The sequence below is a fragment of the Flavobacterium crocinum genome (genome assembly GCF_003122385.1).
Lineage (GTDB): Bacteria > Bacteroidota > Bacteroidia > Flavobacteriales > Flavobacteriaceae > Flavobacterium > Flavobacterium crocinum.
Genome location: NZ_CP029255.1, coordinates 1,769,616 through 1,795,444, shown reverse-complemented (window position 1 = coordinate 1,795,444; position 25,829 = coordinate 1,769,616). Strand labels below are relative to the sequence as shown.

Here is a 25,829-nt window from a genome sequence, read left to right as displayed (position 1 = left end):
TTAATACATATTCAACCCGACAGATTTTAAAATCTGTCGGGTTTTGTTTTTTCAATTTCAATTCTAAAATTAATTCTCAAAATGTTATTCATATACAAAAATTCGCTCTACAAAATTCGCATCCTGTTTTTTCGAACTTAGGCCTCCCTCAAAAAACATTTCTGTCCAGTTTTTTTCATCATCTATTTTAAGATATTCCAGTTTAGTATCTAACGCAATTTTCCCATCTCCAAAAAGTGTATCCGAACTTGATTCTTCTATTCTTCTGTTGTCTGAGTTGTATTTTCTATAGATTACTATTTGATCTTTATAAACAGAATCTAGTTTGTTTTTCAAATGTTCTTCAATAAGGTTTCCTCTCTCATCATAAACATACTCCACTTGTGAATCATCAGTTATTTCTGCTTTACCGTTAGAATAATCGTAACTAAAAGTGGTCTTTAAAACATGATTCTTATTGTATTCATATTTCACTACAGCTCTTAAAGTATCGTTTTCAGAATACATTTTCTCTTCAAGCAATTTATTTTCAGCGCCATAACGATACAGCGACCTTCCAGTCACTTTTTCATCATCATTATACGATATTGATTCAATCTTTTGCTTTAAAGAATTATACTTGTTTTCATCATAATCAGACTTTTTAGGAAAGAATTTATCTTCAACAAACTCTCCGTTCGCATTCTTTTTAAAAGTGGTATAATTTTGCATTTTGCCTTTTACATATTTACCATTCTTTTTTGATGCATAATAAAAGTTTTCTGTGTATTCTTTTATATTTCCATATAATTTCTCTTCCCAATTTGCAGATACTTGAGGCGCATTATAATCTGCTGCAACCATTTTTTTGGGTTCTGGCTTCTTTTCATTGAGAATCATTTCAAAAGTTCTTTCTACACCATAAATTGGCGCATAAAGAACAAAATCATTTTTAACTGGCGCAATAGTTTGAATAAACATATATCTACTCTCCTGATCTATTATATCAGCGATAGAAAATGTTTTTTCATATTCCTCAAAAGTTAATTGCGGATTATTTTTAAAAGTATCAAAAATACGTTTGTCAATCGATCCTCTTAAACCACTAAAACCAGCTTTTTCTATATTAATTTTTTTATTCTTCTTTTTTAACTGCTCAAGTTCCTTATAGGAATAACTGACCAAAACGTTTCCCATCTCATCATAATTTATCAGACGTATTTCATTTTTTCCTTTATTTCTCGGATCTACTAATTCAATTAAAACCACATTATTTATAATATCAACCAATTTGTAATCAACACTATTCAATTTAAATGTAGTGCCGATATTTTTTTTAGAAAGTTTTACTTCAGATTGATCCGTAATGAATTTAATATTATAAACTACACTGCCCTTTATTTCAGAAAGTTCATTATTATTTTTAAAATCTACTGCATTATTTAGTTGATCTTGCTTGCGAAGCGTTGTAAAATTCAAATTACTTGATTTGCCGTTGCTGAGTTTAAATAAAAATTCACTTCCATAAGAAGTTCCTCCAACATTCTTAATTTCAATTAACTCTTTTTTTGAATTAAACAACTTGCTTATTACTGGGTGAAAAGATATGATGGTAGGGTCATCATTCTCTTTAAAATACGAAGGAAATCTAGAATTAAAAAGTAAATCATATCCATGTTCCGATTTTTCCAGTTTCAAGACACCTCTCGATATAAGCGTATCTATAGAAGAATTTATAACCTCAGCAGACTGAATGGATTTCTTTGGATTTTCATTTTCCTTGCTGCTTATTTTTTTAAAAGGAAGATCTGGAGTTTTAAAAATTTCCTGACCTGCATAATAAGTCATTTTATAAATCATATCTTTTTCCTCTTGGCTAGGCTGCTTTTTTTGCGAGAACACAGAAAGACTAATCCCCATTAAAACCAATAAAATTCTCTTCATATATTTTTTTTTGAAAAGTACATTTTTTTATATTAAAAAACCAATCTTAATTTAATACTGACCTTGTATTTGGGCGTGCCACCAACCCGATAAAAGGGCAAAATACTTTACGCTTACACGCCCTTTTATCGGGTTGCTGTCGGGCTATCCATGCTACTTCGGTAGCTTATTCCTATCCCTCACGCTTACGTAGCCCAAGAACCAATTAAATTAACAAGATCTTTATAGTCTTTAAACTTTATAACTTTAAATTTGAAGTATAAACTTATAAAATGATTGACAAAAAGACCTCCCAAACTATATTTCAATTAAATATCGAATTAATAGAAAACATCAATTCTATGAATTTCGAAAGCTTAAAAACCAATTTCGGAATCAGCTCAGCTGTCTTTGAAGAAATAAAAGAAGAATTATTCGACTATTTTGAAACCGAAGATCTCCCAAAACTAAAAATCCTTGAAACTAATTTCAGTATCTTTAAATATGATTCAATGAAAGGATTCGGAATCGAGACAAAATTATTTACCTCCGACAACAAAGAAACAGAATTAACTTTACACACCGAATTCAACAATAATACATTACGTTTTAAGTTAATTGAAGTAATGTAGCACTGCTCTTTCAACACAAAATTATGATCGAAAAAATTATATGTGACATCCATGGGTCAAAAGAAATGTCTTTTTCTTGTATTCATCTTGCAATGGCAACAGACTCTAAAAAGCAAGTCGGTTTTTTCTATTCCGAAGCCGAAGAAGATTTACCGCAAATTGCCTGGTGTGCAGAATGTGAACAATATCTTTTGGATAATGGCGAAGAATGGACAGACATTTTTCAAGCCAAAGCCGATTTTAAAATGTTATGCTCCGATTGTTTTGAAGAAGCAAAAAACAAAGAATCAGAAGCTCATCTCCGATAAATAAATTCTCATGAAAAAGACTTTAATTATTTGCCTGTTTTTATGCCTTAATTTATCCGTATTTGCTCAAAATAAGGATACCTGGATTTCCTTTTGGGATAAAGACTCCACTCATATCGGATTTAAAGATAAAAATGGCATTGTTAAAATCGAACCCAAATTTATGGGAATGATAATCGCTCATAAATTTGAAAACATTATTGCCGTTAGCGAAGAAAAAGGACAAAAATGGGAAAGCTACTATTTAACCAAAAAAGGAAAAATAGTTGGTCGCGACAGTTTATACGTTTTTGATAACGGACCGGATTGTGAAAATGAAGGCTTTATAAGATTTACAGATCATAAAACCGATAAAATGGGAATGTTTAACGGTGATGGAAAAATCATTATTCCACCTGTTTACAGCAATTTGACCAAAGTCAGAAACGGAATGATTATCGTTTTAAAAGACGCTGAAAAAAAACAAGACGGAGAACATTTCTTCTGGACAGGAGGCAAAGAATTTCTAATTGATACCAATAATAAAGTTCTAATTGAAAATTTCGCCTACAACGACGATTTGAATTTTTATTCCCTTGAAAAATCAAAAGAACCGAGCAAAGATCCAATCAGAGACAACTTTCTTGGAGTTGACGGACAATATTATTCTTTTGTAAATTTTGAAAAAGAATTTAAACATTGGCTTCAAAATACACTCCTTAAAGATTTATCAAAAGCTGGCTTAGAAAAACATTCTTTTGCTAAAATTACCTTTTATAAAGCATTAGAAGGATGGATAAGTGCACCTAAAATTAAATTTATTGATCAGAATTATACTTATCTAAAATTAAAACTGGAGGAACTCAAAAATCCAAAAACAGATTATTTTGTCTCAACAGACGGACTGAATCAGTTTATTTTTGAAACTGAAGAATATGATGCTTATTTCAACAATTGCAGAGAATCCAAAGAATGGCTTTATCCCGTTAAAAGCATTATCATCAACACCAAAAACAAAACCGATTTCAAACAGGATCATATTCAGTTTTTACGAACTGAAAACGGCTACAAATTGATTAGCGTTTCTGATGCAAAAGATAATCTTAAATAAATCATCTCTTTTCAATAAAAGTTAACTTTGTAAAAAAAGTAAACCATGAAGAATTTTTTATTTTTACTTACTGCCATTATCTTCGAAATCATTGCTACAACAGCATTAAAAAAGTCCCAGGAATTTACAAAACTCCTTCCAAGCATCATTACCATTATTGGTTATTGCGGTGCTTTTTACTGTTTAAGTTTTGCTATAAGAACTATTCCTGTCGGGTTTGCTTATGCAATTTGGTCCGGAGTCGGGATTGTTTTAATAACTGCAATTGGTGCTGTTTTCTTTAAAGAAATACCAGATTTACCTGCTATAATTGGATTGTGTTTGATTATAATTGGAGTTGTTGTAATTAATGTTTTTTCTAAAACTACAGCGCATTAAATCAAAAAACAGTATTTTTGATAGTATCAAATGATACTATCATGAAACCTCCTTATGACATTACTCCCGTCATTTTAAAACTGATAAGTTCTATCTCCGAAAAGATTGGGGCAATAAATGCTGTATATCTGTACAAACATTCTCCTCAACTTAGAAAACAAAATAGAATCAAAACAATTCATTCTTCTCTACAAATTGAAGGAAACACTTTAACAGAAGAACAGATAACCGCTCTGATAGAAAACAAACGAGTAATTGGCCCACAAAAAGATATATTAGAAGTCATAAATGCAATTCGAGTTTATGAAAATTTAGAAAAATATAAATCCACCTCATCGAAAAGTTTTTTAAATGCTCATCAGTCTTTAATGAAAGATCTTGTTTCGGATGCTGGAAAATATCGCAGACAGGGAGTTGGAATTGTAAAAGGTACAAAAGTGGCACACATCGCTCCTCCTTATGAGAATGTTCCATTTTTAATGAATGACTTATTTGAATATTTAAAAAACAAAGATGAGCTGACTTTAATCAAAAGTTGTGTATTCCATTACGAAATGGAATTTATACATCCTTTTCTGGACGGAAACGGCAGAATGGGAAGATTGTGGCAAACTATAATATTAATGGAAGAATATCCTGTTTTTGAATTTTTACCTTTTGAAACATTAATAAGCAAAACACAAGAACGTTATTACAAATCACTTGCTATGAGTGACAACGCAGGCAAATCAACTCACTTTATTGAATACATGCTCGATGTCATCAATAAATCTCTAGAGAGCCTACTTAATTATGAAAACAGAACAATAAAAGACATTGATCGTTTAGAGTATTTTTGTTCTCTAAAAATTAAAGAATTTACAAGAAAAGATTATATGCATATTTTCAAAGATATTTCTGCAGCTACAGCTAGCAGAGATTTAAAAAAAGGTTTAGCATTGAATCTTTTTAACATTACTGGAAAGCAAAGTACTGCCAAATACACTTTAATTGAATATTAATTTTCTTTCATCAAACTATTAAAATGATTCTCAAAAAAGCCACAATTTCAGATTTAAACGAGATGCAGGAATTGTATGTAGATACCATCAAATCGGTTTGCAAAAACGATTACAATCCACAACAGATTGAAGCCTGGATTTATGGTGTAAACAACAAGGAAAGATGGATTGAAGTAATTGAAAAACAATACGTTTTACTAGCAATAATTGAAAACAAAATTGCCGGTTACGGAACTTTAAAAGACGGAAATTATATTGATTTCTTTTATGTTCATAAAGATTTTCAGCGACAAGGAATTGCAGATAAACTTTTGATCGAATTAGAAATGGAAGCCAAAAATCAGCATTCAAAAACCATAACTTCGGATATCAGCATTACTGCAAGGCCATTTTTTGAAAAGAGAGGATTTATTGTTAAGGCAGAACAAAAAAATGAACGTTTAGGCGTAGAATTGATTAATTATAAAATGGAAAAAGGATTATAATAAGTTTAGTGTTTCATAGAAATTAATTTCAAAATTTTTCGCCAATCTTTGTAGAGTTACTTCTGGAGATTTGCTTCGCCTATTCGCTATCGCTCGAGTCTCCTTCGTCGAAATGACAAAAAAGACGAAAACTTTGCGTTAGCCTTAGCGTTCTTCGCGGTTAGAAAAAAACTCAGCAAGTTTCGGATTTTATTCCAGCACAAACCAATCGATCTTTGTCTTATAAAATTGAATGAAGATGAACACACAGGAAACCATTAATTATAATCGCATTGCTGAAGCCATCGATTATATCAAAGCGAACTTTAAAGAACAGCCTAATCTTGATGAAGTGGCTGAAAAAGTGCATTTGAGTCCGTTTCACTTTCAGAGACTTTTTAGCGATTGGGCAGGAACAAGTCCGAAGAAGTTTTTGCAATATACAAGTCTGGAACACGCTAAAAAATTACTCAAAGAAAATCAGGCTACAATCTCTGAAACAGCCTACGAAACCGGACTTTCAGGAACCAGCCGACTTCACGATTTATTCGTCAATATAGAAGGAATGACGCCAGCTGAATATAAAAACGGCGGAAAAAACCTAGCTATAAATTACAGTTTTGCCGAAAGTCCGTTTGGGAATATTATTGTGGCTTCTACACAAAAAGGCATTTGTTTTATGGCTTTCGCCGAAGATGAAGCGAATGGATTTTCAGCTTTAAAAGATAAATTCCCGAATGCTGAATTCTCTAGAAAATTAGATTTAGTACAGCAAAACGCCCTTTTTATTTTTCAAAATGACTGGAGTAAATTAGCTGAAATTAAACTCCATTTAAAAGGAACCGATTTCCAACTGAAAGTCTGGGAAACTTTGCTAAAAATTCCAATGGGACAGCTTTCGACTTACGGAACAATTGCCCAACAAATTGAAAAACCAAATGCATCCAGAGCCGTGGGAACAGCGATTGGTAGTAATCCCGTTGCTTTTCTAATTCCGTGTCACCGCGTAATTCAATCTTCTGGAGTTTTCGGTGGTTATATGTGGGGAAATACACGTAAAACAGCCATAATTGGTTGGGAAGGCGCTCAGGTAAATCTTTAATTTTTTTTCAGCCACGAATTACTCGAATTAGCACGAATTATTTTTATCGATCAAAAGTAAAATTTGTGCTAATTCGAGTAATTCATGGCAAAAAAAATCTCAATCTAAAAATTCTTATGCAAAATATACAACAAAAAATTGCTTCCCAAAACTGGGAAAGCATTACCGAATCTATGCACGAAAATGGATTCGCAATAATTCCAAACGTATTGAATAACGAACAATGTGAAGATTTAAAATCCGATTATGATAATCCAAATCTTTATCGAAAAACGGTTGTAATGGAACGTTATAGATTTGGTTTGGGCGAATACAAATATTTCAATTATCCTTTGCCGGATTTAATTCAGAACATTCGAACTTCGATTTATGCCAAATTGGCTCCAATTGCAAATGCCTGGATGAAAGCTTTAAATATCAATACTTCTTTTCCGAATAAACATGAAGAACTATTAAAACAATGCCACGATAATAATCAACTGAAAGCAACGGTTTTGATTTTAAAATATGGCAAAAGCGGTTTCAATACTTTGCATCAGGATTTGTATGGAGATGTTTATTTTCCAATTCAAATCGTACTTTTCCTTTCAGAACCAGATGAAGATTTTACGGGTGGCGAATTTGTTTTGACACAGCAAACTCCAAGAGCGCAATCTAAAGCTATTGTTTTGAAACCTAAAAAAGGAGATATTTTAGTTTTTACAACCAATTTCAGACCAGTAAAAGGAACAAAAGGATATTATCGCGTGAATATGAAACACGGCGTAAGCGAAGTGCATTCAGGCGAACGTTTTACACTGGGAATTATTTTTCATAATGCGTTAAATTAAGTGACAAAGAGACAAAGGTTCAAAGGCACAAAGATTGAGAACCTTTGTCTCTTTGTTACTTTGAACCTCTGCAACTAAAAAAGAAATGATTCAACATTCTAAAATTTCAGATTCAGAACTTCGAAATAAAATTAAAAATGCGGAAATTTGTTTCGGTGGCAACCAAAAACTAAAAATCTACGGGACATTAAAATGTTCTTCAGGGAAAAGAATGAAACGGGAAAACCGTGTTTTCTTTTATTCAGAGATTGAAGCCAGACAAAATGGTTTCAGACCTTGCGGACATTGCATGAAACCCGAATATCTAAAATGGAAAAATGGACTTATTTAATCCTCAACCAGACGAAAATACCAACTTACTTCCTCAGGATGGAACTGTAAATTATTACGGAAAATTATTTTCGAGAGAAGAAGCCGATTACTATCGAGATATTTTACTGAATACTATCGAATGGAAAAACGACGAAGCCATCATCTTTGGAAAACTAATCTTAACTAAAAGAAAAGTAGCGTGGTATGGCGAGAAGGAATTTGAATACACCTATTCCAATACGACGAAAAAAGCGCTTCCGTGGACACCTGAATTGTTAAAACTAAAAACGATTATTGAAGAAAAAACAGGAGAAACATTCAATTCTTGTCTTCTAAATTTATATCATTCCGGCGAAGAAGGAATGGCATGGCACAGTGATGGCGAAAAAGATTTAAAGAAAAATGGCGCAATTGGTTCTTTAAGTTTTGGTGCTGAGCGCAAGTTCGCTTTCAAACATAAAGAATCTATGGTAAAGATTTCTCTAATTTTAGAACACGGCAGTTTATTAGTTATGAAAGATGAAACACAGACTTACTGGCTTCATCGTTTACCACCAACAAAGACAACTCACAAACCACGAGTAAATTTGACTTTTAGAACTATTGTGGAATAGAAATTTACATAAAGACCTAACAGGTTTAGGAAACCTGTTAGGTCTGTTTAAGTTTATTTTTTCTTAGGTGCAACATTCTCATAAGAAAGCTTCAAAGCATCTTCAAACATTTCCGGTCTTACTCTTGAAAGTTCAACAATTGTCCAGCCTTGCTTTCCCCATTTATTTGGAATTGAATAAAAAATCATTTCGCTAGAAGCACAGAAAACAGACTGATCTATTTCGTTTAATTTTAAAACGGCATGATTATTCTTTTCGTCAAAAGTGGCAAATATTTTTTTATTGACACGAAATGAGGTTTTCTCGAAATGGGGTTCTTCTGTTGCATTTGGAAATGACAAAGCCGTTTTTCTAAAATTCTCAATACTAACCATAATTGTAAATTTTAAAGTTAAACCTTAATTTACCACCCCTGATTTAATCCATTTTTTAAAACCTCATCATACTTTTCTTTATCAAAAGAATACAAGTTTGGCGCTTTGTGTGCTACGTTACTTTTCTTTTCGTCCAGTTTAGTCAGAATTCCAATATTGGTTATTTTTCTTAAAAAATTCCTTCGATCCAGTTTTTTATCCAAAATGGTTTCGTACAGTTTCTGAAGTTCCGGAATTGTAAATTTTTCCGGCAATAAATTATATCCAATCGGCATTAAATTCAATTCTACTCTCAAAGTATCTAATGCTTTATCCAGAATTTCACGATGATCTAAAATCAATTCAGGAACTTCTTTATGATCAATCCATTCCACGATTTCATGTTTATTGGCGGGATTCGGGAGAATTTTTGAAAAATCTACTAAAGCATAATATCCTATTGTTACAAAACGGCGCATAAGCCATTTTCCTTTTTCTTCTTCAATCTGCAGATATTCTAATGTCTTTTTATCAAAATGCTGTTCATTTCGTTTTACTTTTCCAAAGGTTGCAAATTGTCTTAAAAAAACACCTTCTACGCCGGTTCGACCGTTTAAAACCGTAATAGCGGCAGTATCAATATCCTGATCCACAGGAATAAATCCACCGGGCAAAGACCATTTATTTGCTCTTTCTACCTTAATCAATAAAACTTTGAGCTGATTATCGTGAAAACCAAAAATTACGCAGTCAATAGAAAGTCCGGGCTGATAGTTTTCGTTATTATCTATAATGTCTTTTAACATTCAAATGTTTGTATAAATTCTTTCTCTAAATACCCTGCAATTTACTTCATTTTTATAAATCCTATTGTCTTTTTAAAAAATAGGCTTTTACTTTTAACAAAAATCAGAAGTGTACAAATCACAATTTTAACTAAAATTTAAAGTCAAATTTAAAAAAAATAATTACATTGCGTCATAATAACACATTAACAATTTCTGATTGTTAAAAATTCAATTAAAACAAAGAAAAATAATACAAACTGTTCCATTTTTCTTCAAGTGAGCGTAGAAATTTAAATACAGAAGTTATGATTGCCAATCCATTAAAAAATATTAATCAAAAAATTAGAACGAAAATCTGGACATCATTCGGATTTGTTTCAAAAACTTATCTTCTGGAAGCTTCTTTAAAATATAGCGCTGAACAAGAGAGAATTTTCAACGAAATGATTGTTGAAAAAGACGTTAAAAATAAAAAAGCAAAACAAGAAACTTATGAGAAAGCGTTGTTTGCTTCGTATAAAGGAATAGGCGCAATGGATTTCATAAATACCGTTTTAAAATAACCATTTACACATTTCTATAATTTATAATGCTAACCTCACTTCTTTCCGGTGAGGTTTTTTTATTGTCATAAATTTCACATTTTTATTGAGCAAAATCAGGCATTATTACTTATTTTAGCTGTTTTAAAAGTAAGAATATACTCCCGTAAAATTATAAATATGGAAAACATCCTGGAATCAGAAAATTATAAAATTCAAAAACCGGAGCATTGGGCTTCACAAATTGATGATAATCAACTGATCGATTACATAAAAGAATCCGATTTTTCAAATAAGCAAGTCGAGGAAGGACGCGATTTCTGCTACTTTTTAGATAAAATTTATTACACCAGCGACACTGAAAACAGCGAATATGCCTGCGTTGCTTATACTCTTAACGAACCTGGAAACCTGGAAAGCGCTTCTGCAAGAGATGTGGTTGTAGAAGAAAATGAAACCTACATCATTCACAGAATTAGTGTGCTAAGAGAAGGGGTTCTGATTGATAAAATTTCAGATACAAAAATTAAAGTTTTGGACAATGAAAATCAAAGTGAAGGCGGTGTTTTGAGTAGCAGCAAAAAAGTAAATATTACGATCAAAGATCTACGTCTTTATGATGTTTTAATTACGGAAGATTCAAGAGTGAAAATTTTTACTGATCGCGATTTCCTTCGTAAAGAGTTTTTGAAATATGTTTACATTACTCCAAATACATATTGGGCTTACGGAAATTATAAATTTAGTTTTATTAATGACCGAAAAGAAACTATTGCTTATAAGAAAACATTCTTTAGAGATGATAATGGAGAGGTTTTGAAACCCGAAATTAATTACCTGAAAAAAGGAGAACGTTTTGTAATCGAAAAGGAAAATTACATTAACTCTTTTGATGCTAATAGAGAGATTGCTCCGTATATCGATTTTGCAACGGACCGCAACTGGACTGATTTATCTAATTATATTTCTCCTCTTTATGAAGAAATCTACAATAAGTCTTCTCTAAAAGAGTTTGCTCCAAAACTGGTTGAAAAACTGGATGCCATTACAGACAAAGATGAGCAGCTACAATTCGCAATAGATTATGTACAAAATCATATTTATTATGTGTACAATGCTGATGAAATGAACGGACACAAACCGCAGGAACCAGCCATAACTTATGAAAATAAGCAAGGAGATTGTAAAGCAAAATCTGTTTTATTAAAAGTTGTTTTAGACTACATCAACATTGACTCTTCTGTGGTCTTAGTCAATTTTAATTCTGATCATTATATCACTCATTATCTGCCATCTCTGCTGACTTTTAATCATGTAATTGTAAAAATTAATTACAAAGACGAAACATATTTTATAGATGCCACAACCAGAGACGAATTTGGGTTGATTGAAAATCGTGGTTTTATCTACTTCCTGCATTATCTGGAAGTAAAACCAAATAAACAACTGGAAGTTAGAAAACCGCATAAATTTTCTTATTATGGAATTAATGAAAAGGTAGACCTTACGGCTCAAAATCAAAAAGGTGATCTCAAACTTATAACCACTTACAAAGGGAATCGTGCCAACTACATGCGTAAGTATTTTAAAAACACCAATAAAAGAGAGATTATAGACAGCTGGAATAATTTCTTGTTTTATACTTTAAATTACTCCGGAGATCGTGAAGGAACCGATATCAGGACGATTTTTAATAATGCCGTAATTGAAATTGTCAACGATGATAAAAAATTAAACGAATTCACCATTCAATACAGCGCTTCTATTGATAATCCATATTTTATTGACAATCAAAAGAACCGATTCTTAATGTATTTTGACCGAAATGTGATAAAAAATAATGCACGGGATTTTATGCATAAAGACATTCCGTTCTGGCATAATTTTGATAATGAAAAATACGAAATCAATCTTAAGACTGATCAAAGAATAGATACTGAAGAAAAATTTACGATCCAGGAAAGTACAATCAATAATCCGTATTTCGATTTTACAAGCCGTAAAAAAGTAACTAAAAATAGTGCTTCTATAGTTGTTGATTTTAAGCCTTTGGTCAATTTAGAAATTCCTTCAGCAGACTTTGAAAAATTTAGAAACGACCATCACACTATTGCTGATAGTAATTTTGGAATTGGAATTGATATTATTGAACAAGGTTTATTGAATCGTTTGAAATTCAATTTCAAGAAACGTCTGAAATAATTTTAATAAAAAATGGAGCTTTTAACGGCTCCATTTTTTTTATTGTTGGAATGAGTATTTATTAAAACACATAGAAACATAGATTTTACTGTTGTTAAAAAAGGCGTTTCACTTGCATAAATACACATAGTCTATGTGGAAATAGACTTACTTGTTAGACATTCTGCAAGATTGGAAAGCTTAATATTTGCCACGAATTGCACCAATTTTCACGAATTAATTTGTGGAAATTGGTGCAATTCGTGGCTAAAAACTTTTTTTATTAATTTGCCAGCAATTCAAAATCTGATCTTAGTTTAATATCTGCTGACGAAGCTCCAATCATTACTTCAAAATCTCCAGGTTCTGTTCCCCATTCTAATTTATTATTGTAGAATGAAAGTTTTTCTTTGTCAATTGTAAATTCAATTGTTTTAGATTCTCCTGCATTTAATTTCACTTTTTGGAAGTCTTTCAATTCTAAAACCGGTCTCACTACAGATCCAAATTTATCTTTCAAGTACAACTGAACTACTTCTTCTCCTGCCACTTTTCCGCTGTTTTTTAATTGGAAAGAAACTTTAATAGTTTCGCCGCTTTTTATTTTAGTTGAAGATAATTTCAATGCTGAATAATCAAAAGTGGTATAACTCAATCCATATCCGAATGGGAATTTAGGAGAGTTTTTCAAATCAATATATGCAGAAACATAATTGGTTGAATTTTCATCTTTTGCCGGTCTTCCTGTACTAAAGTGGTTGTAATAAATTGGCACCTGCCCTACTTCTCTTGGGAAAGTCATTGGTAATTTTCCAGACGGATTATAATCTCCAAATAAAACATTTGCGATGGCATTTCCAGCCTCAGAACCTAACCACCAAGTGTACACAATTGCAGGAACATTGTCTGCTGTCCAATTGAAAACAAGTGGTCTTCCGGCATTAATTAAAACTACAACCGGTTTCCCTGTTGCCTGAATTGCTTTTATCAACTCTTCCTGAACACCTGGCAGGTGAAGATCGCTTCGGCTTTTTGCTTCACCGCTCATATCGTGTCTTTCACCAACACTCAAAATCACAACATCTGCTTGTTTAGCTGTTGCAACCGCTTCTGCAAAACCATCTTTATTGTCTCCCGTTACGTCACATCCTTTTGCGTACAGTAGTTTCGTGTTTTTACCCACTTTATTCTGCAAACCGTCCCATTGTGAAACGACCCATTTATCATAATTAACTTCCGGTAATTCTACAGCCCAAAATCCCATATTGGCTTTGTATTCTTTTACCATTGGTCCAATAAAAGCAATTGTTTTGGTATTTTTTGAAATCGGTAAAGTTTGTTTTTCATTCTTTAACAAAACAATACTTTTCTCCGCCATTTCCAAAGCTGCTTTTCTGTGGTCCGGATTTGTCAAAGCTTTCTCTTCTCTCTTTGGATCTGAATATTTGTAAGGATCATCAAATAATCCCAATTCGAATTTCTTACGAAGAATACGTCTTACAGCATCATCAACCAAATCAATAGAAACTCTGCCTTCTTTTACTAATTCCGCTAAATTCTTACGGTATGCATTACTTTCCATATCCATATCGCTTCCTGCTGTAATGGCTGAATAAGCTGCTTCTTTAAGATCTTTAGAGTATCCGTGCGCTACCATTTCTCCAATTGATCCCCAGTCTGAAACTACGAACCCCTGAAAGTTCCATTTTCCTTTTAAGATATCTCTTTGTAAATGTGCATTTCCGGTTGCCGGAATTCCGTTGATATCATTAAATGAATTCATAAATGTTGCTGCTCCAGCATCTAAAGCGGCTTTAAATGGAGGCAAATAGGTTTCCAAAAGCATTCTTTCACTCATATCTACAGAATTGTAATCTCTTCCACCAACTCCCGCACCATAAGCTGCAAAATGTTTTACACAGGCCATTACCGAGTTTAAGTCTCCCAGTTTATTTCCCTGAAAACCTTTTACTCTTGCATAAGCAATTTTAGAACCCAGATAAGTATCTTCTCCTGCTCCTTCCATTACGCGTCCCCAGCGAGGATCACGGCCAATATCAACCATTGGCGCAAATGTCCAGTGAATACCACTTGCCGAAGCTTCTGTAGCGGCAACTCTTGCGCCTAATTCAATTGCTGCTAAATCCCAGCTTGCCGCTTCTGCTAACGGAATCGGGAAAGTGGTCTTGTAACCGTGAATAACATCCTGACCAAACAACAACGGAATTTTTAATCTTGACTGCATGGCCAATTCCTGATATCCTCTGGTATATTTTGTTCCAATAACATTTAGCATCGAACCAATCAAACCTTGTTTGATTTCGTTTTGTTTGTTCGGATTAATTGTAATTGGTCCTGTTGCCTGATTGTCGCCAGTGTATTGGTTTAACTGACCTATTTTTTCTTCAATTGTCATTTTCTTCAACAGATCATTGACTTTCTGATCTATTGATTGCTGTTGTGCCGACGCAAAAAGCGAAAACATTAACAACGTGATTGTGGTTACTTTTTTCATAAGTTTACATTTTTACCAAACGTAAGTTGCAACTGCACCCGCGTTTAGTGAGGTTGAAGTTTGTTTTTGGTTGTATTTAATATTAAAAGTTTCTGTTGAAGCTCCATCATTTTCTACAATGAGAACAATTTGTCCTGATGGCGTTTTGAAAGCAACATTATGCAGTTTCCCTGCGATATTACTTCCAATTCTAACGGAACCTTCCGGAACAAATTTAGAAGCATGTCCGATAATATAATATCCTACCTCTCTTTTGATGTTTTGATTCTGATCAATCATCAAAGCTCCTTTACAGGTTGAACATCCTCCTGGTGTAAAAGGTTTATAAAATTCATCATTTGCCAATCCCCAAGAAAGTGCATTTTTACTCCAGTTGCGCATAGAACCAATTACTACATTTTTCACACTCCATTTCAAATCGTTTTCAAAATTACTTCCTGAACCTGTATATTGTTCGGTAAAATACAAATCTTTATTCGGAAAAGCATTATGAACAGTAGTCAAAGCGCTAATATCTCCTTCATACAAGTGAAAAGCTGAACCTGCCACAAACGGATTTGCTTTTGGATCCTTTAAAATCGTTAAAGGATATTCCGGTTTGTTACAATTATGATCGTAAACAATGATTTTGGTTTTGATTCCTGCTTTCGCGAAAGCGGGACCTAAATGATTTCCGATAAAATCTGCCTGTTGTTCTGCCAGCATTAATAAACTCGGATTATTTCCCGGGTGCAATGGTTCATTTTGTGGCGTAATTGCGTCAATTGTAATTCCGTGCGATTTCATTGCCTCAATATATTTCACAAAATACTGTGCATATACTTCATAATATTTTGGCTGTAAACTACCGCCTTTTGAGCTTCCGTTATCTTTCATCCAAACGGGAGGTGACCACGGAGAACCCATTATTTTAATTTTCGGATTTATGACTAAAATCTCTTTTAAAACCGGAATCACATCGTTTAAATCCGGACCCAAATTAAAATGTTCCAGATTTAAATCGGTTTGTCCTTCCGGCATATCATCATACGAAAAAACTTTTTCATTCAAATCAGATGCTCCAATACTCAATCTTAAATAACTTAAACCAATCGCATCATCTTTTCTGGAAAACAATTCCTGAAGCAATGCTTCTCTTTTTGATTTGTCCAGTTTGATAATCGCCTGAGCACTTCCTCCGGTTAAAGAAAACCCGAAACCTTCAATGGTTTGGAATTTCTCAGCTGAATTTATCTCAATTGTCTGATTTGAATTTGTTTCTGAACCAAAAACTAAATCAGGTTGTTTTTTAAGTTTTGATGTTTCGTCTGTAGTCGTAATCCAGGATCCTACTTTTCCTGAATTAGCTGTTACACTTTTTGAAGATCCGCAGTTGAACTGCATTGCAATTAAAGGCAGTAAAACCAGAATTTGAAGTTTTTTGTTGATGTTTTTCATTTAATCTATTTCTATTAAAACAGGCAAATGATCCGAAGGATATTTTAAATCTTTAGAATCACTCAGCACTGCGTGTTTCTGAATTGTAAGTCCGCTATTTTTGGATACAAAAATGTAATCCAATAATAATGTTACGGGTTCATTATGTTTGAAATCATTGAAAGTTCCTGAAGGCCCGAAAGGTTTTTCTTTAGAAACATCTTTGGTGTCATTCATCACTTTTTTGATTTCGGCAATCTGTTTTGTGTCTGGTTCTGAGTTAAAATCTCCCATTAAAAACACAGGATATTTTTTGGTGTTTAATGCCTCAATTTTAGACAAGACAAGCTGTACGCCTTTTACTCGGGCTACTTCTCCCATATGATCTAAGTGAAGATTAAAAACCCAAAACGTTTTTTTTGTTTTTAAATCTTTAAAAAGTCCGTAAGTACAAACTCGGTTGCAAGCGGCATCCCAGCCTCTGGAAACTACATCTGGTGTTTCAGACAGCCAAAAAGTATTGGACTGTTCAACCTTAAAACGCTCTTTTTTATAGTAAATCGTACAAGCTTCTCCTAATCCGTTTTCTTCTCTTCCTATTCCAAATTTGTTATAATTTGCCTGAGCCGATGCAATATCTGTGACCTGATTTGGCGTTGCTTCCTGAACTCCAAAAATATCCGGACTGTAAAAACCTATTTGCGCATTGAAATAATCCTTTCGTTTTGGCCATGCATTTTCTCCGTCAGATTCGACATCCAGACGAATATTATAGGTCATAATTTTCAGGTTTTGACCATAAAATGAATTTCCTGCTAAAAGGAATAGAAATGCTAAAACAAGTTTGTTTATCTTTTTCATGTTTAAAAATTTTAATCCCGTAAAGCTAGTCTTTACGATGCTTTAGAGAAAAAAATCCATTTAAAAGTTATGTTAATTAATCAGTTGGAAGTGATTATTTTTAAACACATCGAAACATAGTTTTACAGCCGCTGAAAGGCATTTCATTTGCATTAATATACATAGCAAACTATGTGTTAGAAACTCGTTTCTTTTTGATTTCTATTTTAAGATAAATAAATACCTATGTTTCTATGTGTTTATTTTTTTAATCCCTCTAACGGGATGTTAATTATACACTCTTACATAATCAATTTCGTAAGTTGCATTTTTGAAATTCGGATCAACTGTTCCTCCAAAATTTCCTCCCATAGCGAAATTTAAAATCACAAAAAACTTAGCATTAAATGGTGTTGTAGCTGAATTTTTATAGGTATAAAATAAATTATCATCTACATAAAATTTAAGTGTTTCAGCAGACCATTCGACAGCATAAATATGAAACTCGGTCATTGCTGTAGGATTTTTTGTTGTAGCTGTATCAGGCGTATTTCCTGAACGTCCCGGAGAATGTAAAGACGAATGAATTACATTTGGGTTATTCCCTACTTCTTCCATAATGTCTATTTCTCCGCAGGCAGGCCAGCCAACAGTATCCAGATTATCACCCAACAACCAGAATGCAGGCCAGGTTCCGCCACCGCTTGGTAGTTTTGCACGCATTTCGGCTCTTCCATATTTGAATGAAAATTTTCCTCTCGTTAAAATTCTTGCAGAGGTATACTGGCTTCCCATATAATCCTCTCTAATTGCTTTAATTTTTAAGATTCCGTTTTCAACAATTACATTTTCAGGGCGTTTGGTGTAATATTGCAATTCATTATTTCCCCAGCCGTCTCCGGTTCCGGTATTATAATCCCATTTATCAGGATTTGGTGCACCATTAACATCGAACTCATCTGAAAAAATTAGTTTTCTTGCCACGAAAATGTTTACTGTAGTAGAAGCATTTGTATATTTTAAACCATCAAAAGCTGTAACTTCAATGGTATATACTTTAGTTCCTGGTTCTGTAAATTCATAGGTAAAATCGTTTGTTGTAAACTCTTTTGTTTCATTATTGATCTTTACCTTATACGATTTTGCATTTGCGGCTGTAATATTCAACTTTATTTTTCCGCTGCCATCTCCATTTGGCAATTCAGCCGTTTTTCCAATTATATCAACCTGAACCGTAATTTTATCAGGTGTTACTACTTCCGGATTATCAGTCGAATCATTACTACTGCTACAAGACTGAAATACGAATAACAGAATTAAAGTAAACAGTCCTGCTCTATTTGCGAGATTAATCATTTTCATCTTTATTTATTTTAGTGGTTTAGTTAATAAATTGACTATCAAGATAAATATTATTTTGGCTACTTTTTTGTTTTGCTCAAAACAAAATCAAAATAGTTCAAATTGAAAATGTAATTTACTTCCAGGTATATGTTCCAACAGATCCAGCTTCAAGAGAAGTTGCCACCCATTTTCCGTTAAACTTGATATTAAAAGTTTCTGTTGCAGTTCCATCATTTTCAACAATTAAAACTTTTGTTCCTGAAGGAGTTACAAAAGCTACATTTTGCAAATTTCCTCCTGAATTACTTTCGATTCTAACAGAACCCATTGGAACAAATTTTGACGCATGGGCAATAATATAATACGCTACATTTCGCTGATAAGCATCACCGGAAGTTATCGTTATAGCTCCTTTACACATTGTACAACCACCATCTGTATGAGGGCCAAAACTTGAATTATTAGCGACATTCCATTCTAATGCATTTTTACTGTAATTTCTCATTGAACCGATAATTACATTTCGAAGATGCCATTTTAAATCCCCGGCAAACTGTCCCTCTGATGAAGTCCATTGTTCTGTGAAATACACATTTTTTGTTGGATACGAATTGTAAACATTCAGTAAAGCACTGATATCTCCTGCATACAAATGGAATGCAGATCCGTCAACATAAGGAAAAGCATCAGCATCGGCCAAAATGGTTTTTGGATAATTTGGATTATCACAGTTATGATCGTAAGCAATAATTTTCACATTTAAGCTTGCTGCTTTGAATGCAGGTCCCAAGTTATTTTTAATAAAATTTCCCTGATCAACTGCAGACATATACATACTTGGATTATTTCCGTCATGAAGTGGTTCGTTTTGAGGTGTTACCGCATCAATAGTGATTCCCTCTGCTTTCATCTGCTGAATGTATTTTACAAAATATTTGGCATAAACATCGTAATATTCTGTTTTCAGTTTTCCTCCTTTAAAACTGTTTACATCTTTCATCCAAATAGGAGCCGACCAAGGTGTTGCTAAGATTAAGATTTTAGGATTAATTGCCAGAATTTCTTTTAGCATAGCAATTAGATTTTTGTCTTTTTGTAAACTAAATTTAGCCAGATTCAAATCTGTTTCTCCTGTCGCAAGATCATTGTAAGTAAAAGGTTCAGCGTTTAAATCTGAAGCCCCGATACTTATTCTGATATAACTTACTCCGATGGCATTTTCGGCTGAGCCAAATAATTCCTGCAAAAGGGCAGTTCTTCTTGTTGGATTTAATTGATTGATTACATCTACACTTCCTCCGGTTAATGTGTAACCAAAACCATCAACAGTTTGATATTTCTGAGAATCTTTAACCTCTATAGTACTGTATGCATTTACTGTTGTTCCGAATCCCAATATTCCGGATTGTTTTGCCAGTAAAACACTTTGGTCACCTTTTGTCAGCCAAAAATCGACATCGTTTGTCGTCACCGGCGGATTTACCACAGGTGGGTTTACTACTGGCGGATTCTCAACAACATCGTTGGAAGAAGAACATTTTACCTGAGCCAGTACGGCTGTCATAAAGAAAAATGCTTTTATAGTATTTTTAATATTCAATTTCATTGCTTTGGTTTTAAGGTTAATTACGCATGTTTAGTACACTATAGTTTGTATCGCATGTGCGGGAATAGTAATGATTTTTTTTGATTTTTGATTTTCCAAAGAATAAACAATCTCTTTATCAGATTGGTTCATCACGATAGTAATCAATTGTCCGTCAGAATTTTTAAAAGAAGTACTTAATAACGATTTATCACTTACTGTTTCTAAAACTCTTTTAGCATTTGGCCTGATAAATTTGGAGAAATGTCCAATATAATAATACATCGGAGTATAGATTAATTCATCTTTTGTAGTATCGGCATGAATGGGTGCAAAACAGAAATTACCAACATGATTAGGACCTCTATTTTGATCTAAAAGAATATTCCAGTCTGTCCAGGCCACAGTTCCATTATTGAAATCATTAAGCATATTGAGTCCATAACGTTCTGCATTTCCCCAAAATTGATACTTTGATGCATCAAATTTTTCAATACAGCCTTCTGTAAATATTAGATTTTTGTTTGGAAAAGATTCGTGTACTTTTGCTACAGATTCAAATTGTGGAGGCCCGCCGTTCCAGGTTTCATACCAGTGAAATCCAATTCCCCATGCATATTTTGAAACTTCCGGATCTGAGAAAACCAGATTAGCACGTTTCTCTAACATGTCTCCTCTGTTATGATCCCAGATAATAATTTTTTTAGAACCTAATCCTTCTTTTTCTAAAGTTGGCCCTAAATGATTTTTAAGAAAATCTCTCTCCGCTTCAGGAGTGTAGATACAAGATTCCCATCTTTGTTTTGCCATTGGCTCATTCTGAATCGTTAATCCCCAAACCGGAATTCCTTCTTTCTCATAAGCCTTAATAAATTTAGCATAATATAGAGCCCATGAAGAGGCAAACTCAGGCAACAAAACGCCGCCGTGTAAAATATCATTATTATCTTTCATAAAAGCTGGGGGACTCCATGGACTGACAAATAAGGTTAGTTTTCCGCCGGCTGTTTCAATTGCTTTTTTAATCAATGGGATTCTATATTTTCGATCGTGATCAATATTAAAAGTCTTTAACTCTTTATCACCTTCTGAAATATAAGTATAACTGTCACTGCTGAAATCACAGCTGTGAATATTTGTTCTTGCTAGAGTGTAACCAATTCCTTTGTTTTTATCGTAATAAGCATTTAGAAATTCCTGCTGCTTTTTAGGAGATAATTTGGCAAAAACTTCTGCACTTGCATCTGTAATTGCACCTCCAATTCCAATAAAGGTCTGATCTGTTTTTTCAGTATTTACAATAATAGATACTGTTGGATTTTTTTGTTGTGTAGTGTTGTTTTTCAAAATTAAATCATTGGATAATGATAATTTCAAAGTGGAATTTTCGGCAGTAGTAAAAACCTTTATTTTATTGTTTTTTTGTGATGAAGCACTGGTGTTTTGAGCTGTTATCTTTGAGACAAAACAGCTTGATTGTATTATGATAAAGGCTGATAAAAATACTTTTGTTACTTTCATATTGTTTAAAATTAAAAGTAAGAGAAGACTAATTTGGATGATTCAATTTAGTCCTCTTCTCTACTTTACTACAAAATATTAATAAACAAGTGTTTGTATGGCTCTTGGCGGAATTTTAACGACCGCTTTTTCAGCTCCAATAATCAAATTATAGGTAAGTTCATTTGCTGACTGATTCATGACGATAGTTGCCATTGTTCCGTCAGTATTTAAAAATGATGTACTTAATAATGCGCTTCGGCTTGTTGCTGTACTTACTCTTACTGCATTCAAACGAATGAATTTTGAGAAATGTCCAATGTAATAATAAGATGGAGTGTAAATTAACTCGCCTGTTGTTGTATCTGCATGAATTGGTGCAAAACAAAAGTTTCCAACATGATTAGGTCCTCCTTTTTGGTCTAGTAAAATATTCCAGTCTGTCCAGGCCACAGTTCCGTTGTTAAAATCATTAATCATATTGATTCCGTAACGTTCTGCATTGCCCCAGAATTGATATTTTGATGCATCAAATTTTTCGATACATCCTTCTGTAAACATTAGTTTTTTGTTTGGATAAGCTTCATTTACTTTGGCAACATTATCAAACATCGGCGCTCCACCAGACCATGTTTCGTACCAGTGAAATCCCATTCCCCAAACATATTTTGATGCTTCAGGATCAGAGTAAATTACATTAGCACGGTAATTCATTAAATCACGGTTATGATCCCAAACGATGATTTTTTTATCTCCCAGATTTTCTTTTTTCAAAGTCGGTCCAAGATAATTTTTAATAAAATCTCTTTCTGCTTCGGCTGTGTAAATACAAGATTCCCAAGTCTGCACTGCCATTGGTTCATTTTGAGTAGAAGTTCCCCAAATTGGAATTCCTTCTTTTTCGTATGCTTTGATAAACTTCACATAAAAGTTTGCCCAGGTTTGATAATATTCAGGAAGTAATGTTCCTCCTTTCAATACATTTTTATTGCTTTTCATGAAAGCATTTGGTGACCACGGTGCTACATAAGTAGTTAGTTTTCCTCCCGCTTTTTGAATTGCCTGTTTTATTAAAGGAATTCTATATTGTCTGTCATGATCAATAGAAAAAGTTTTTAGATCCTTGTCGCCTTCTTCGATATAAGAATAGCTTCCACTGCTAAAATCAGAACTTTGAATTGTTGTTCTTAGCAAAGAATAACCAATCCCTTTTTGCTGATCGTAATAAGCATTTAAGAATTCTGCTTGTTTTTCTTTTGAAAGTTTGGCAAATATTTCGGCACTTGCATCAGTAATAGCGCCACCAATTCCCATAAAAGTCTGAAACTTTTTAGCTGGTTCTACAAATACAGATGTTTCAGTTTCCAGAGGTTGTTTTGCTGCAGAAAAAGTCAAATTATCTGTTGATGTCAATCTTAACTTTGAGTTCTCTGCTGTAGTATAAACGGTTACTTTTTTACCATTGGTTGTAAATTCTTTTTTTGTTTTTGGCTGTTGCGCAAAAGCCGCAGCAGCAAACAAAAGGCATAAAATTTTTAGACTATTTTTTTTCATTTGCTCCCAATTATTTTTGTTTTAATTGAAGTTCTGGAGAAATCTAAACCTGATTCTAATCCTTTTAAAGAATTTAAAAATAGCCCATACTCATAATGATTACGGGCTATTTTACAACCAAACTTAAACTTAAACTTAACTTAACTCTTTATTTTCCTCTAAATTCAACCTTTGTAACAGTAATTGGTTCATTACCCGTAGCGTTGCTTCCGGATCTGATTAAAAGATAGATTGTTCCGCTTTGAGCGAATTTAACAACATTAGAAACGGTGTTAGTTACAGCGTTTTTCTTGCATCCAACTCCAGATAATCTTCCTGAAAACTTAGATAATCCACAACCATCCCAAGTACCTATACCCATCACTAAGTTATCTTTGTACTCAACACCTGGTTTTGGCACTGATGTTCCGGCATATACTTCAAAAAAAGTTTCTTTTAAACCACTAGGACAAGAAACTGTCATATCAACTGTATATTCTCTATCTTTTACAACTTCGATAGCCTGATAAATACCTTCCTGAGCCCATCCTCCCGGTGAATAAATTGTAGCACCATTAGCACCGAAAGACCAAAAAGCTGCACCTGATGGACTTAGTTTTGCATTTGTCCATTTAGCCTGATCTGCAGCTGTAGCAAAAGTTCCTCCCTGCACTAAGTTTCCTTTAGCTGGGTCTGTTTTTTCTACAATAATTTGTTTAGAAGCAGTTCCGGTTGCAACACCTGCTCCAATAGCAGTATGCGTAATAGTGTAAGTACCAGCATCCGGTAAAGAAATTACCTGATTCATTTTTCCAACTGAAGCTCCGTCTCCAGTATCCCATTTTGATAAGATAACTCCTTTTGTCTGAGCGGTTAGAAGATAGGTATTCATTGCTCCTTCAACCGGCGTTATAGTAAACGAAGCATCAACATCGGTAGCCGTAAGCGGATTTGTATCAACACTGTCATCACAGCTATTTAGTGTACCTAATGCTAAAACTAGCATTAGGTATACACTCTTTCTTAAATTTATATTTAGGTTCATTTTGTTTTTGGTTTATTAGTTAGAGACTACTATTGATAATTAGGATTTTGTTTCAATTTAGTACCATTTAACTCCTTGAAAGGAATTGGGAAAATCTCATCTGTACCAGCGTCAAAACCTCTGTCTGATAGTGCTGCTGCTGCATCTCCCCATCTAACTAAGTCAAAGAATCTGTGTCCTTCTCCAGCCAATTCCATTCTGCGCTCATTTTTGATAGCAGCTAATGTCACAGGAACAGATGGCAGTCCAACTCTTGCTCTAACTGCATCCAGTAAAGCCTGCGCTCTTGCTCCAGATCCTAAAGCTTCTGCTTCCATTAAGTACGTATCTGCAAGTCTGATTACATAAGAGTTTTGCTTGTAGTTCAACTCAGCAGCTCCTCCTCCAGTTCTTACATCTGATTGTCTAGGAAGATATTTATTCAGGAAGTAACCTGTGTCCTGATAAGCTGGGATATAATCTGCTTTACCAGCTGCTTTTAAAGCTTTCAAATCAAAAATAGTAGCTTCAAATCTTGGATCTGTTTTCATAGCATCATATAATTTCTGAGTTGCCACGTTAAAGGCCCAACCTGCAGGAAGATCTGGTGCATCAGAACCGTCAGGTCTTGAATAACCTCTTGGTCCAACCATAACGTTTAAAGAGTTTCCTTCGTCTTTACCTTGTCCCCAGAAACCCCAATCAGAATTACCCGCACTACTATGAGATACTTCTAATATAGATTCTGCATTAAACTTATTTGATGTTACCCATAAATCACTAAACTTAGTAAGTAATTTATTTCCGTATTGATTTGTTGCTCCCGGTGTACCATTTACTTCAGCCAAAACAGCTGCAGCTTCAGTCTTTTTGTTTTCAAACAAATAAACTTTTCCAAGAATTGCCTGAGCTGTTCCTTTGTTAAATCTTCCAGACTCTGTCTTTGCATCAACAGTATTAGGTAAATTTGGAATAGCTTCTAATAAATCTTTTTCGATTTGTGCATAAATTACCTCTGGTGTAACTTGTTCCGGATCATAGATAGTCTGAGTGTTTAAAGGAACTAAAACCAATGGAATATTTTTAAACATTCTAACTAGATTGAAATAGTAAAATGCTCTTAGTGCTTTTGCTTCTGCAGTAAATCTCGCTCTTACATCCTCGCCCATTGTTGCTGCCGGAAGCTTTGAGATTAACATGTTTGCTCTTGAAACACCCTGATAATGATCATCCCAGTAACTACTTGGAATACTAATTGATGAAAGAGAGTGTTTAGAAAAGTTCTGGATTCCGTTTCCATCTGTTGCGCTACCACCCCCGGCATAAAAATCATCTGAACCCGCATTTAGCATAGCAACCAGGTTTTCGAAACCACCAGTATTTTTTCTTAATGGATCATAAACTCCAATTAAGGCTGCATAACATTGTTGTTCGTTAGAAAAGTAGGTACTTGAATCGAATTGTCCTTTTGGATCAATGCTCACAAAATCTTCAGAACAAGCTCCTGCTAAGGCTGCCAATGCTACGGCAAAGTATATATATTTAAATTTTATAGTTTTCATAATTCTTTTAATT

Annotated in this window: 24 protein-coding genes; 12 read left to right on the top strand and 12 right to left on the bottom strand. The window is 33.6% G+C overall.

Annotated elements, in window-relative coordinates:
* Positions 1 to 84 precede the first annotated feature (84 nt).
* Positions 85 to 1,923: a hypothetical protein gene (locus tag HYN56_RS08220; RefSeq protein ID WP_109191732.1), complete on the bottom strand. Its 1,839-nt coding sequence runs from the start codon at positions 1,921 to 1,923 to the stop codon at positions 85 to 87.
* Between the two features lie 272 nt (positions 1,924 to 2,195).
* On the opposite strand from HYN56_RS08220, the gene HYN56_RS08215 reads away from it, so the two are divergent.
* From HYN56_RS08215 to HYN56_RS08170, 10 genes are all read left to right on the top strand, one after another.
* Positions 2,196 to 2,534 (top strand): hypothetical protein, encoded by a 339-nt coding sequence (locus HYN56_RS08215; RefSeq protein ID WP_109191731.1) that lies wholly within the window; start codon positions 2,196 to 2,198, stop codon positions 2,532 to 2,534.
* Between the two features lie 23 nt (positions 2,535 to 2,557).
* Positions 2,558 to 2,842, top strand: a complete 285-nt coding sequence (locus tag HYN56_RS08210; protein WP_109191730.1) for a hypothetical protein — start codon at positions 2,558 to 2,560, stop codon at positions 2,840 to 2,842.
* Between the two features lie 10 nt (positions 2,843 to 2,852).
* Complete coding sequence (locus HYN56_RS08205; protein WP_109191729.1) at positions 2,853 to 3,932, top strand: hypothetical protein; 1,080 nt, start codon at positions 2,853 to 2,855, stop codon at positions 3,930 to 3,932.
* 45 nt (positions 3,933 to 3,977) lie between these two features.
* On the top strand, positions 3,978 to 4,310 hold the full coding sequence (locus HYN56_RS08200) for a DMT family transporter (protein ID WP_109191728.1): 333 nt from the start codon (positions 3,978 to 3,980) through the stop codon (positions 4,308 to 4,310).
* Between the two features lie 41 nt (positions 4,311 to 4,351).
* Positions 4,352 to 5,311: a Fic family protein gene (locus HYN56_RS08195; RefSeq protein ID WP_109191727.1), complete on the top strand. Its 960-nt coding sequence runs from the start codon at positions 4,352 to 4,354 to the stop codon at positions 5,309 to 5,311.
* 23 nt (positions 5,312 to 5,334) lie between these two features.
* Positions 5,335 to 5,796, top strand: a complete 462-nt coding sequence (locus HYN56_RS08190) for a GNAT family N-acetyltransferase (protein WP_109191726.1) — start codon at positions 5,335 to 5,337, stop codon at positions 5,794 to 5,796.
* 238 nt (positions 5,797 to 6,034) lie between these two features.
* Positions 6,035 to 6,877 carry a bifunctional helix-turn-helix domain-containing protein/methylated-DNA--[protein]-cysteine S-methyltransferase gene (locus tag HYN56_RS08185; protein ID WP_109191725.1) on the top strand — a complete coding sequence of 281 codons (843 nt, stop codon included), beginning with the start codon at positions 6,035 to 6,037 and terminating at the stop codon, positions 6,875 to 6,877.
* A gap of 116 nt (positions 6,878 to 6,993) precedes the next feature.
* Positions 6,994 to 7,707: a 2OG-Fe(II) oxygenase gene (locus tag HYN56_RS08180; protein ID WP_109194752.1), complete on the top strand. Its 714-nt coding sequence runs from the start codon at positions 6,994 to 6,996 to the stop codon at positions 7,705 to 7,707.
* 85 nt (positions 7,708 to 7,792) lie between these two features.
* On the top strand, positions 7,793 to 8,038 hold the full coding sequence (locus HYN56_RS08175; RefSeq protein WP_109191724.1) for an Ada metal-binding domain-containing protein: 246 nt from the start codon (positions 7,793 to 7,795) through the stop codon (positions 8,036 to 8,038).
* Positions 8,025 to 8,633, top strand: a complete 609-nt coding sequence (locus HYN56_RS08170; protein ID WP_109191723.1) for an alpha-ketoglutarate-dependent dioxygenase AlkB family protein — start codon at positions 8,025 to 8,027, stop codon at positions 8,631 to 8,633. Before HYN56_RS08175 ends, HYN56_RS08170 begins: the two co-directional genes overlap by 14 nt.
* A 53-nt stretch (positions 8,634 to 8,686) precedes the next feature.
* Here the strand turns inward: HYN56_RS08170 and HYN56_RS08165 are convergent, their stop codons facing one another.
* Together HYN56_RS08165 and HYN56_RS08160 are read right to left on the bottom strand one after the other, a co-directional pair.
* Positions 8,687 to 9,007 (bottom strand): MmcQ/YjbR family DNA-binding protein, encoded by a 321-nt coding sequence (locus HYN56_RS08165; protein ID WP_109191722.1) that lies wholly within the window; start codon positions 9,005 to 9,007, stop codon positions 8,687 to 8,689.
* A 29-nt stretch (positions 9,008 to 9,036) separates the two neighbouring features.
* Complete coding sequence (locus HYN56_RS08160; protein ID WP_109191721.1) at positions 9,037 to 9,792, bottom strand: NUDIX hydrolase; 756 nt, start codon at positions 9,790 to 9,792, stop codon at positions 9,037 to 9,039.
* A gap of 287 nt (positions 9,793 to 10,079) precedes the next feature.
* Here HYN56_RS08160 and HYN56_RS08155 point away from each other — a divergent pair, with 287 nt between their 5' ends.
* Entirely contained in the window at positions 10,080 to 10,337 is a 258-nt protein-coding gene (locus tag HYN56_RS08155) for a hypothetical protein (RefSeq protein ID WP_109191720.1), read from the top strand.
* Between the two features lie 159 nt (positions 10,338 to 10,496).
* Entirely contained in the window at positions 10,497 to 12,518 is a 2,022-nt protein-coding gene (locus HYN56_RS08150) for a hypothetical protein (RefSeq protein WP_109191719.1), read from the top strand.
* 262 nt (positions 12,519 to 12,780) lie between these two features.
* On the opposite strand, the gene HYN56_RS08145 is transcribed toward HYN56_RS08150, so the two are convergent.
* The 9 genes from HYN56_RS08145 to HYN56_RS08105 all read right to left on the bottom strand — a co-directional run bounded on the left by HYN56_RS08145 (position 12,781) and on the right by HYN56_RS08105 (position 25,816).
* Complete coding sequence (locus tag HYN56_RS08145) at positions 12,781 to 15,012, bottom strand: glycoside hydrolase family 3 N-terminal domain-containing protein (RefSeq protein ID WP_109191718.1); 2,232 nt, start codon at positions 15,010 to 15,012, stop codon at positions 12,781 to 12,783.
* 12 nt (positions 15,013 to 15,024) lie between these two features.
* Positions 15,025 to 16,449 (bottom strand): glycoside hydrolase family 30 protein, encoded by a 1,425-nt coding sequence (locus tag HYN56_RS08140; RefSeq protein ID WP_109191717.1) that lies wholly within the window; start codon positions 16,447 to 16,449, stop codon positions 15,025 to 15,027.
* On the bottom strand, positions 16,450 to 17,289 hold the full coding sequence (locus tag HYN56_RS08135) for an endonuclease/exonuclease/phosphatase family protein (protein ID WP_109191716.1): 840 nt from the start codon (positions 17,287 to 17,289) through the stop codon (positions 16,450 to 16,452). It abuts the gene before it with no gap.
* A 267-nt stretch (positions 17,290 to 17,556) separates the two neighbouring features.
* On the bottom strand, positions 17,557 to 18,630 hold the full coding sequence (locus tag HYN56_RS08130) for a glycoside hydrolase family 16 protein (protein ID WP_109191715.1): 1,074 nt from the start codon (positions 18,628 to 18,630) through the stop codon (positions 17,557 to 17,559).
* 115 nt (positions 18,631 to 18,745) lie between these two features.
* Positions 18,746 to 20,218: a glycoside hydrolase family 30 protein gene (locus tag HYN56_RS08125; protein ID WP_109191714.1), complete on the bottom strand. Its 1,473-nt coding sequence runs from the start codon at positions 20,216 to 20,218 to the stop codon at positions 18,746 to 18,748.
* A gap of 30 nt (positions 20,219 to 20,248) precedes the next feature.
* The gene (locus HYN56_RS08120) at positions 20,249 to 21,718 is read right to left on the bottom strand and encodes a glycoside hydrolase family 30 protein (protein WP_109191713.1); all 1,470 of its coding nucleotides are present in this window, start codon (positions 21,716 to 21,718) and stop codon (positions 20,249 to 20,251) included.
* Between the two features lie 78 nt (positions 21,719 to 21,796).
* Positions 21,797 to 23,251 (bottom strand): glycoside hydrolase family 30 protein, encoded by a 1,455-nt coding sequence (locus HYN56_RS08115; RefSeq protein WP_109191712.1) that lies wholly within the window; start codon positions 23,249 to 23,251, stop codon positions 21,797 to 21,799.
* Positions 23,252 to 23,399: 148 nt separating this feature from the next.
* Complete coding sequence (locus HYN56_RS08110) at positions 23,400 to 24,275, bottom strand: hypothetical protein (protein ID WP_146194577.1); 876 nt, start codon at positions 24,273 to 24,275, stop codon at positions 23,400 to 23,402.
* Between the two features lie 29 nt (positions 24,276 to 24,304).
* On the bottom strand, positions 24,305 to 25,816 hold the full coding sequence (locus HYN56_RS08105) for a RagB/SusD family nutrient uptake outer membrane protein (protein WP_109191710.1): 1,512 nt from the start codon (positions 25,814 to 25,816) through the stop codon (positions 24,305 to 24,307).
* Between the last annotated feature and the right edge of the window lie 13 nt (positions 25,817 to 25,829).

What these genes read in the sequence shown, in the direction of transcription:
- HYN56_RS08220 (WP_109191732.1), bottom strand. Translation starts at nt 1,923, where the DNA reads ATGAAGAGAATTTTATTGGTTTTAATGGGGATTAGTCTTTCTGTGTTC.
- HYN56_RS08215 (WP_109191731.1), top strand. Translation starts at nt 2,196, where the DNA reads ATGATTGACAAAAAGACCTCCCAAACTATATTTCAATTAAATATCGAA.
- HYN56_RS08210 (WP_109191730.1), top strand. Translation starts at nt 2,558, where the DNA reads ATGATCGAAAAAATTATATGTGACATCCATGGGTCAAAAGAAATGTCT.
- HYN56_RS08205 (WP_109191729.1), top strand. Translation starts at nt 2,853, where the DNA reads ATGAAAAAGACTTTAATTATTTGCCTGTTTTTATGCCTTAATTTATCC.
- HYN56_RS08200 (WP_109191728.1), top strand. Translation starts at nt 3,978, where the DNA reads ATGAAGAATTTTTTATTTTTACTTACTGCCATTATCTTCGAAATCATT.
- HYN56_RS08195 (WP_109191727.1), top strand. Translation starts at nt 4,352, where the DNA reads ATGAAACCTCCTTATGACATTACTCCCGTCATTTTAAAACTGATAAGT.
- HYN56_RS08190 (WP_109191726.1), top strand. Translation starts at nt 5,335, where the DNA reads ATGATTCTCAAAAAAGCCACAATTTCAGATTTAAACGAGATGCAGGAA.
- HYN56_RS08185 (WP_109191725.1), top strand. Translation starts at nt 6,035, where the DNA reads ATGAACACACAGGAAACCATTAATTATAATCGCATTGCTGAAGCCATC.
- HYN56_RS08180 (WP_109194752.1), top strand. Translation starts at nt 6,994, where the DNA reads ATGCAAAATATACAACAAAAAATTGCTTCCCAAAACTGGGAAAGCATT.
- HYN56_RS08175 (WP_109191724.1), top strand. Translation starts at nt 7,793, where the DNA reads ATGATTCAACATTCTAAAATTTCAGATTCAGAACTTCGAAATAAAATT.
- HYN56_RS08170 (WP_109191723.1), top strand. Translation starts at nt 8,025, where the DNA reads ATGGACTTATTTAATCCTCAACCAGACGAAAATACCAACTTACTTCCT.
- HYN56_RS08165 (WP_109191722.1), bottom strand. Translation starts at nt 9,007, where the DNA reads ATGGTTAGTATTGAGAATTTTAGAAAAACGGCTTTGTCATTTCCAAAT.
- HYN56_RS08160 (WP_109191721.1), bottom strand. Translation starts at nt 9,792, where the DNA reads ATGTTAAAAGACATTATAGATAATAACGAAAACTATCAGCCCGGACTT.
- HYN56_RS08155 (WP_109191720.1), top strand. Translation starts at nt 10,080, where the DNA reads ATGATTGCCAATCCATTAAAAAATATTAATCAAAAAATTAGAACGAAA.
- HYN56_RS08150 (WP_109191719.1), top strand. Translation starts at nt 10,497, where the DNA reads ATGGAAAACATCCTGGAATCAGAAAATTATAAAATTCAAAAACCGGAG.
- HYN56_RS08145 (WP_109191718.1), bottom strand. Translation starts at nt 15,012, where the DNA reads ATGAAAAAAGTAACCACAATCACGTTGTTAATGTTTTCGCTTTTTGCG.
- HYN56_RS08140 (WP_109191717.1), bottom strand. Translation starts at nt 16,449, where the DNA reads ATGAAAAACATCAACAAAAAACTTCAAATTCTGGTTTTACTGCCTTTA.
- HYN56_RS08135 (WP_109191716.1), bottom strand. Translation starts at nt 17,289, where the DNA reads ATGAAAAAGATAAACAAACTTGTTTTAGCATTTCTATTCCTTTTAGCA.
- HYN56_RS08130 (WP_109191715.1), bottom strand. Translation starts at nt 18,630, where the DNA reads ATGAAAATGATTAATCTCGCAAATAGAGCAGGACTGTTTACTTTAATT.
- HYN56_RS08125 (WP_109191714.1), bottom strand. Translation starts at nt 20,218, where the DNA reads ATGAAATTGAATATTAAAAATACTATAAAAGCATTTTTCTTTATGACA.
- HYN56_RS08120 (WP_109191713.1), bottom strand. Translation starts at nt 21,718, where the DNA reads ATGAAAGTAACAAAAGTATTTTTATCAGCCTTTATCATAATACAATCA.
- HYN56_RS08115 (WP_109191712.1), bottom strand. Translation starts at nt 23,251, where the DNA reads ATGAAAAAAAATAGTCTAAAAATTTTATGCCTTTTGTTTGCTGCTGCG.
- HYN56_RS08110 (WP_146194577.1), bottom strand. Translation starts at nt 24,275, where the DNA reads ATGAACCTAAATATAAATTTAAGAAAGAGTGTATACCTAATGCTAGTT.
- HYN56_RS08105 (WP_109191710.1), bottom strand. Translation starts at nt 25,816, where the DNA reads ATGAAAACTATAAAATTTAAATATATATACTTTGCCGTAGCATTGGCA.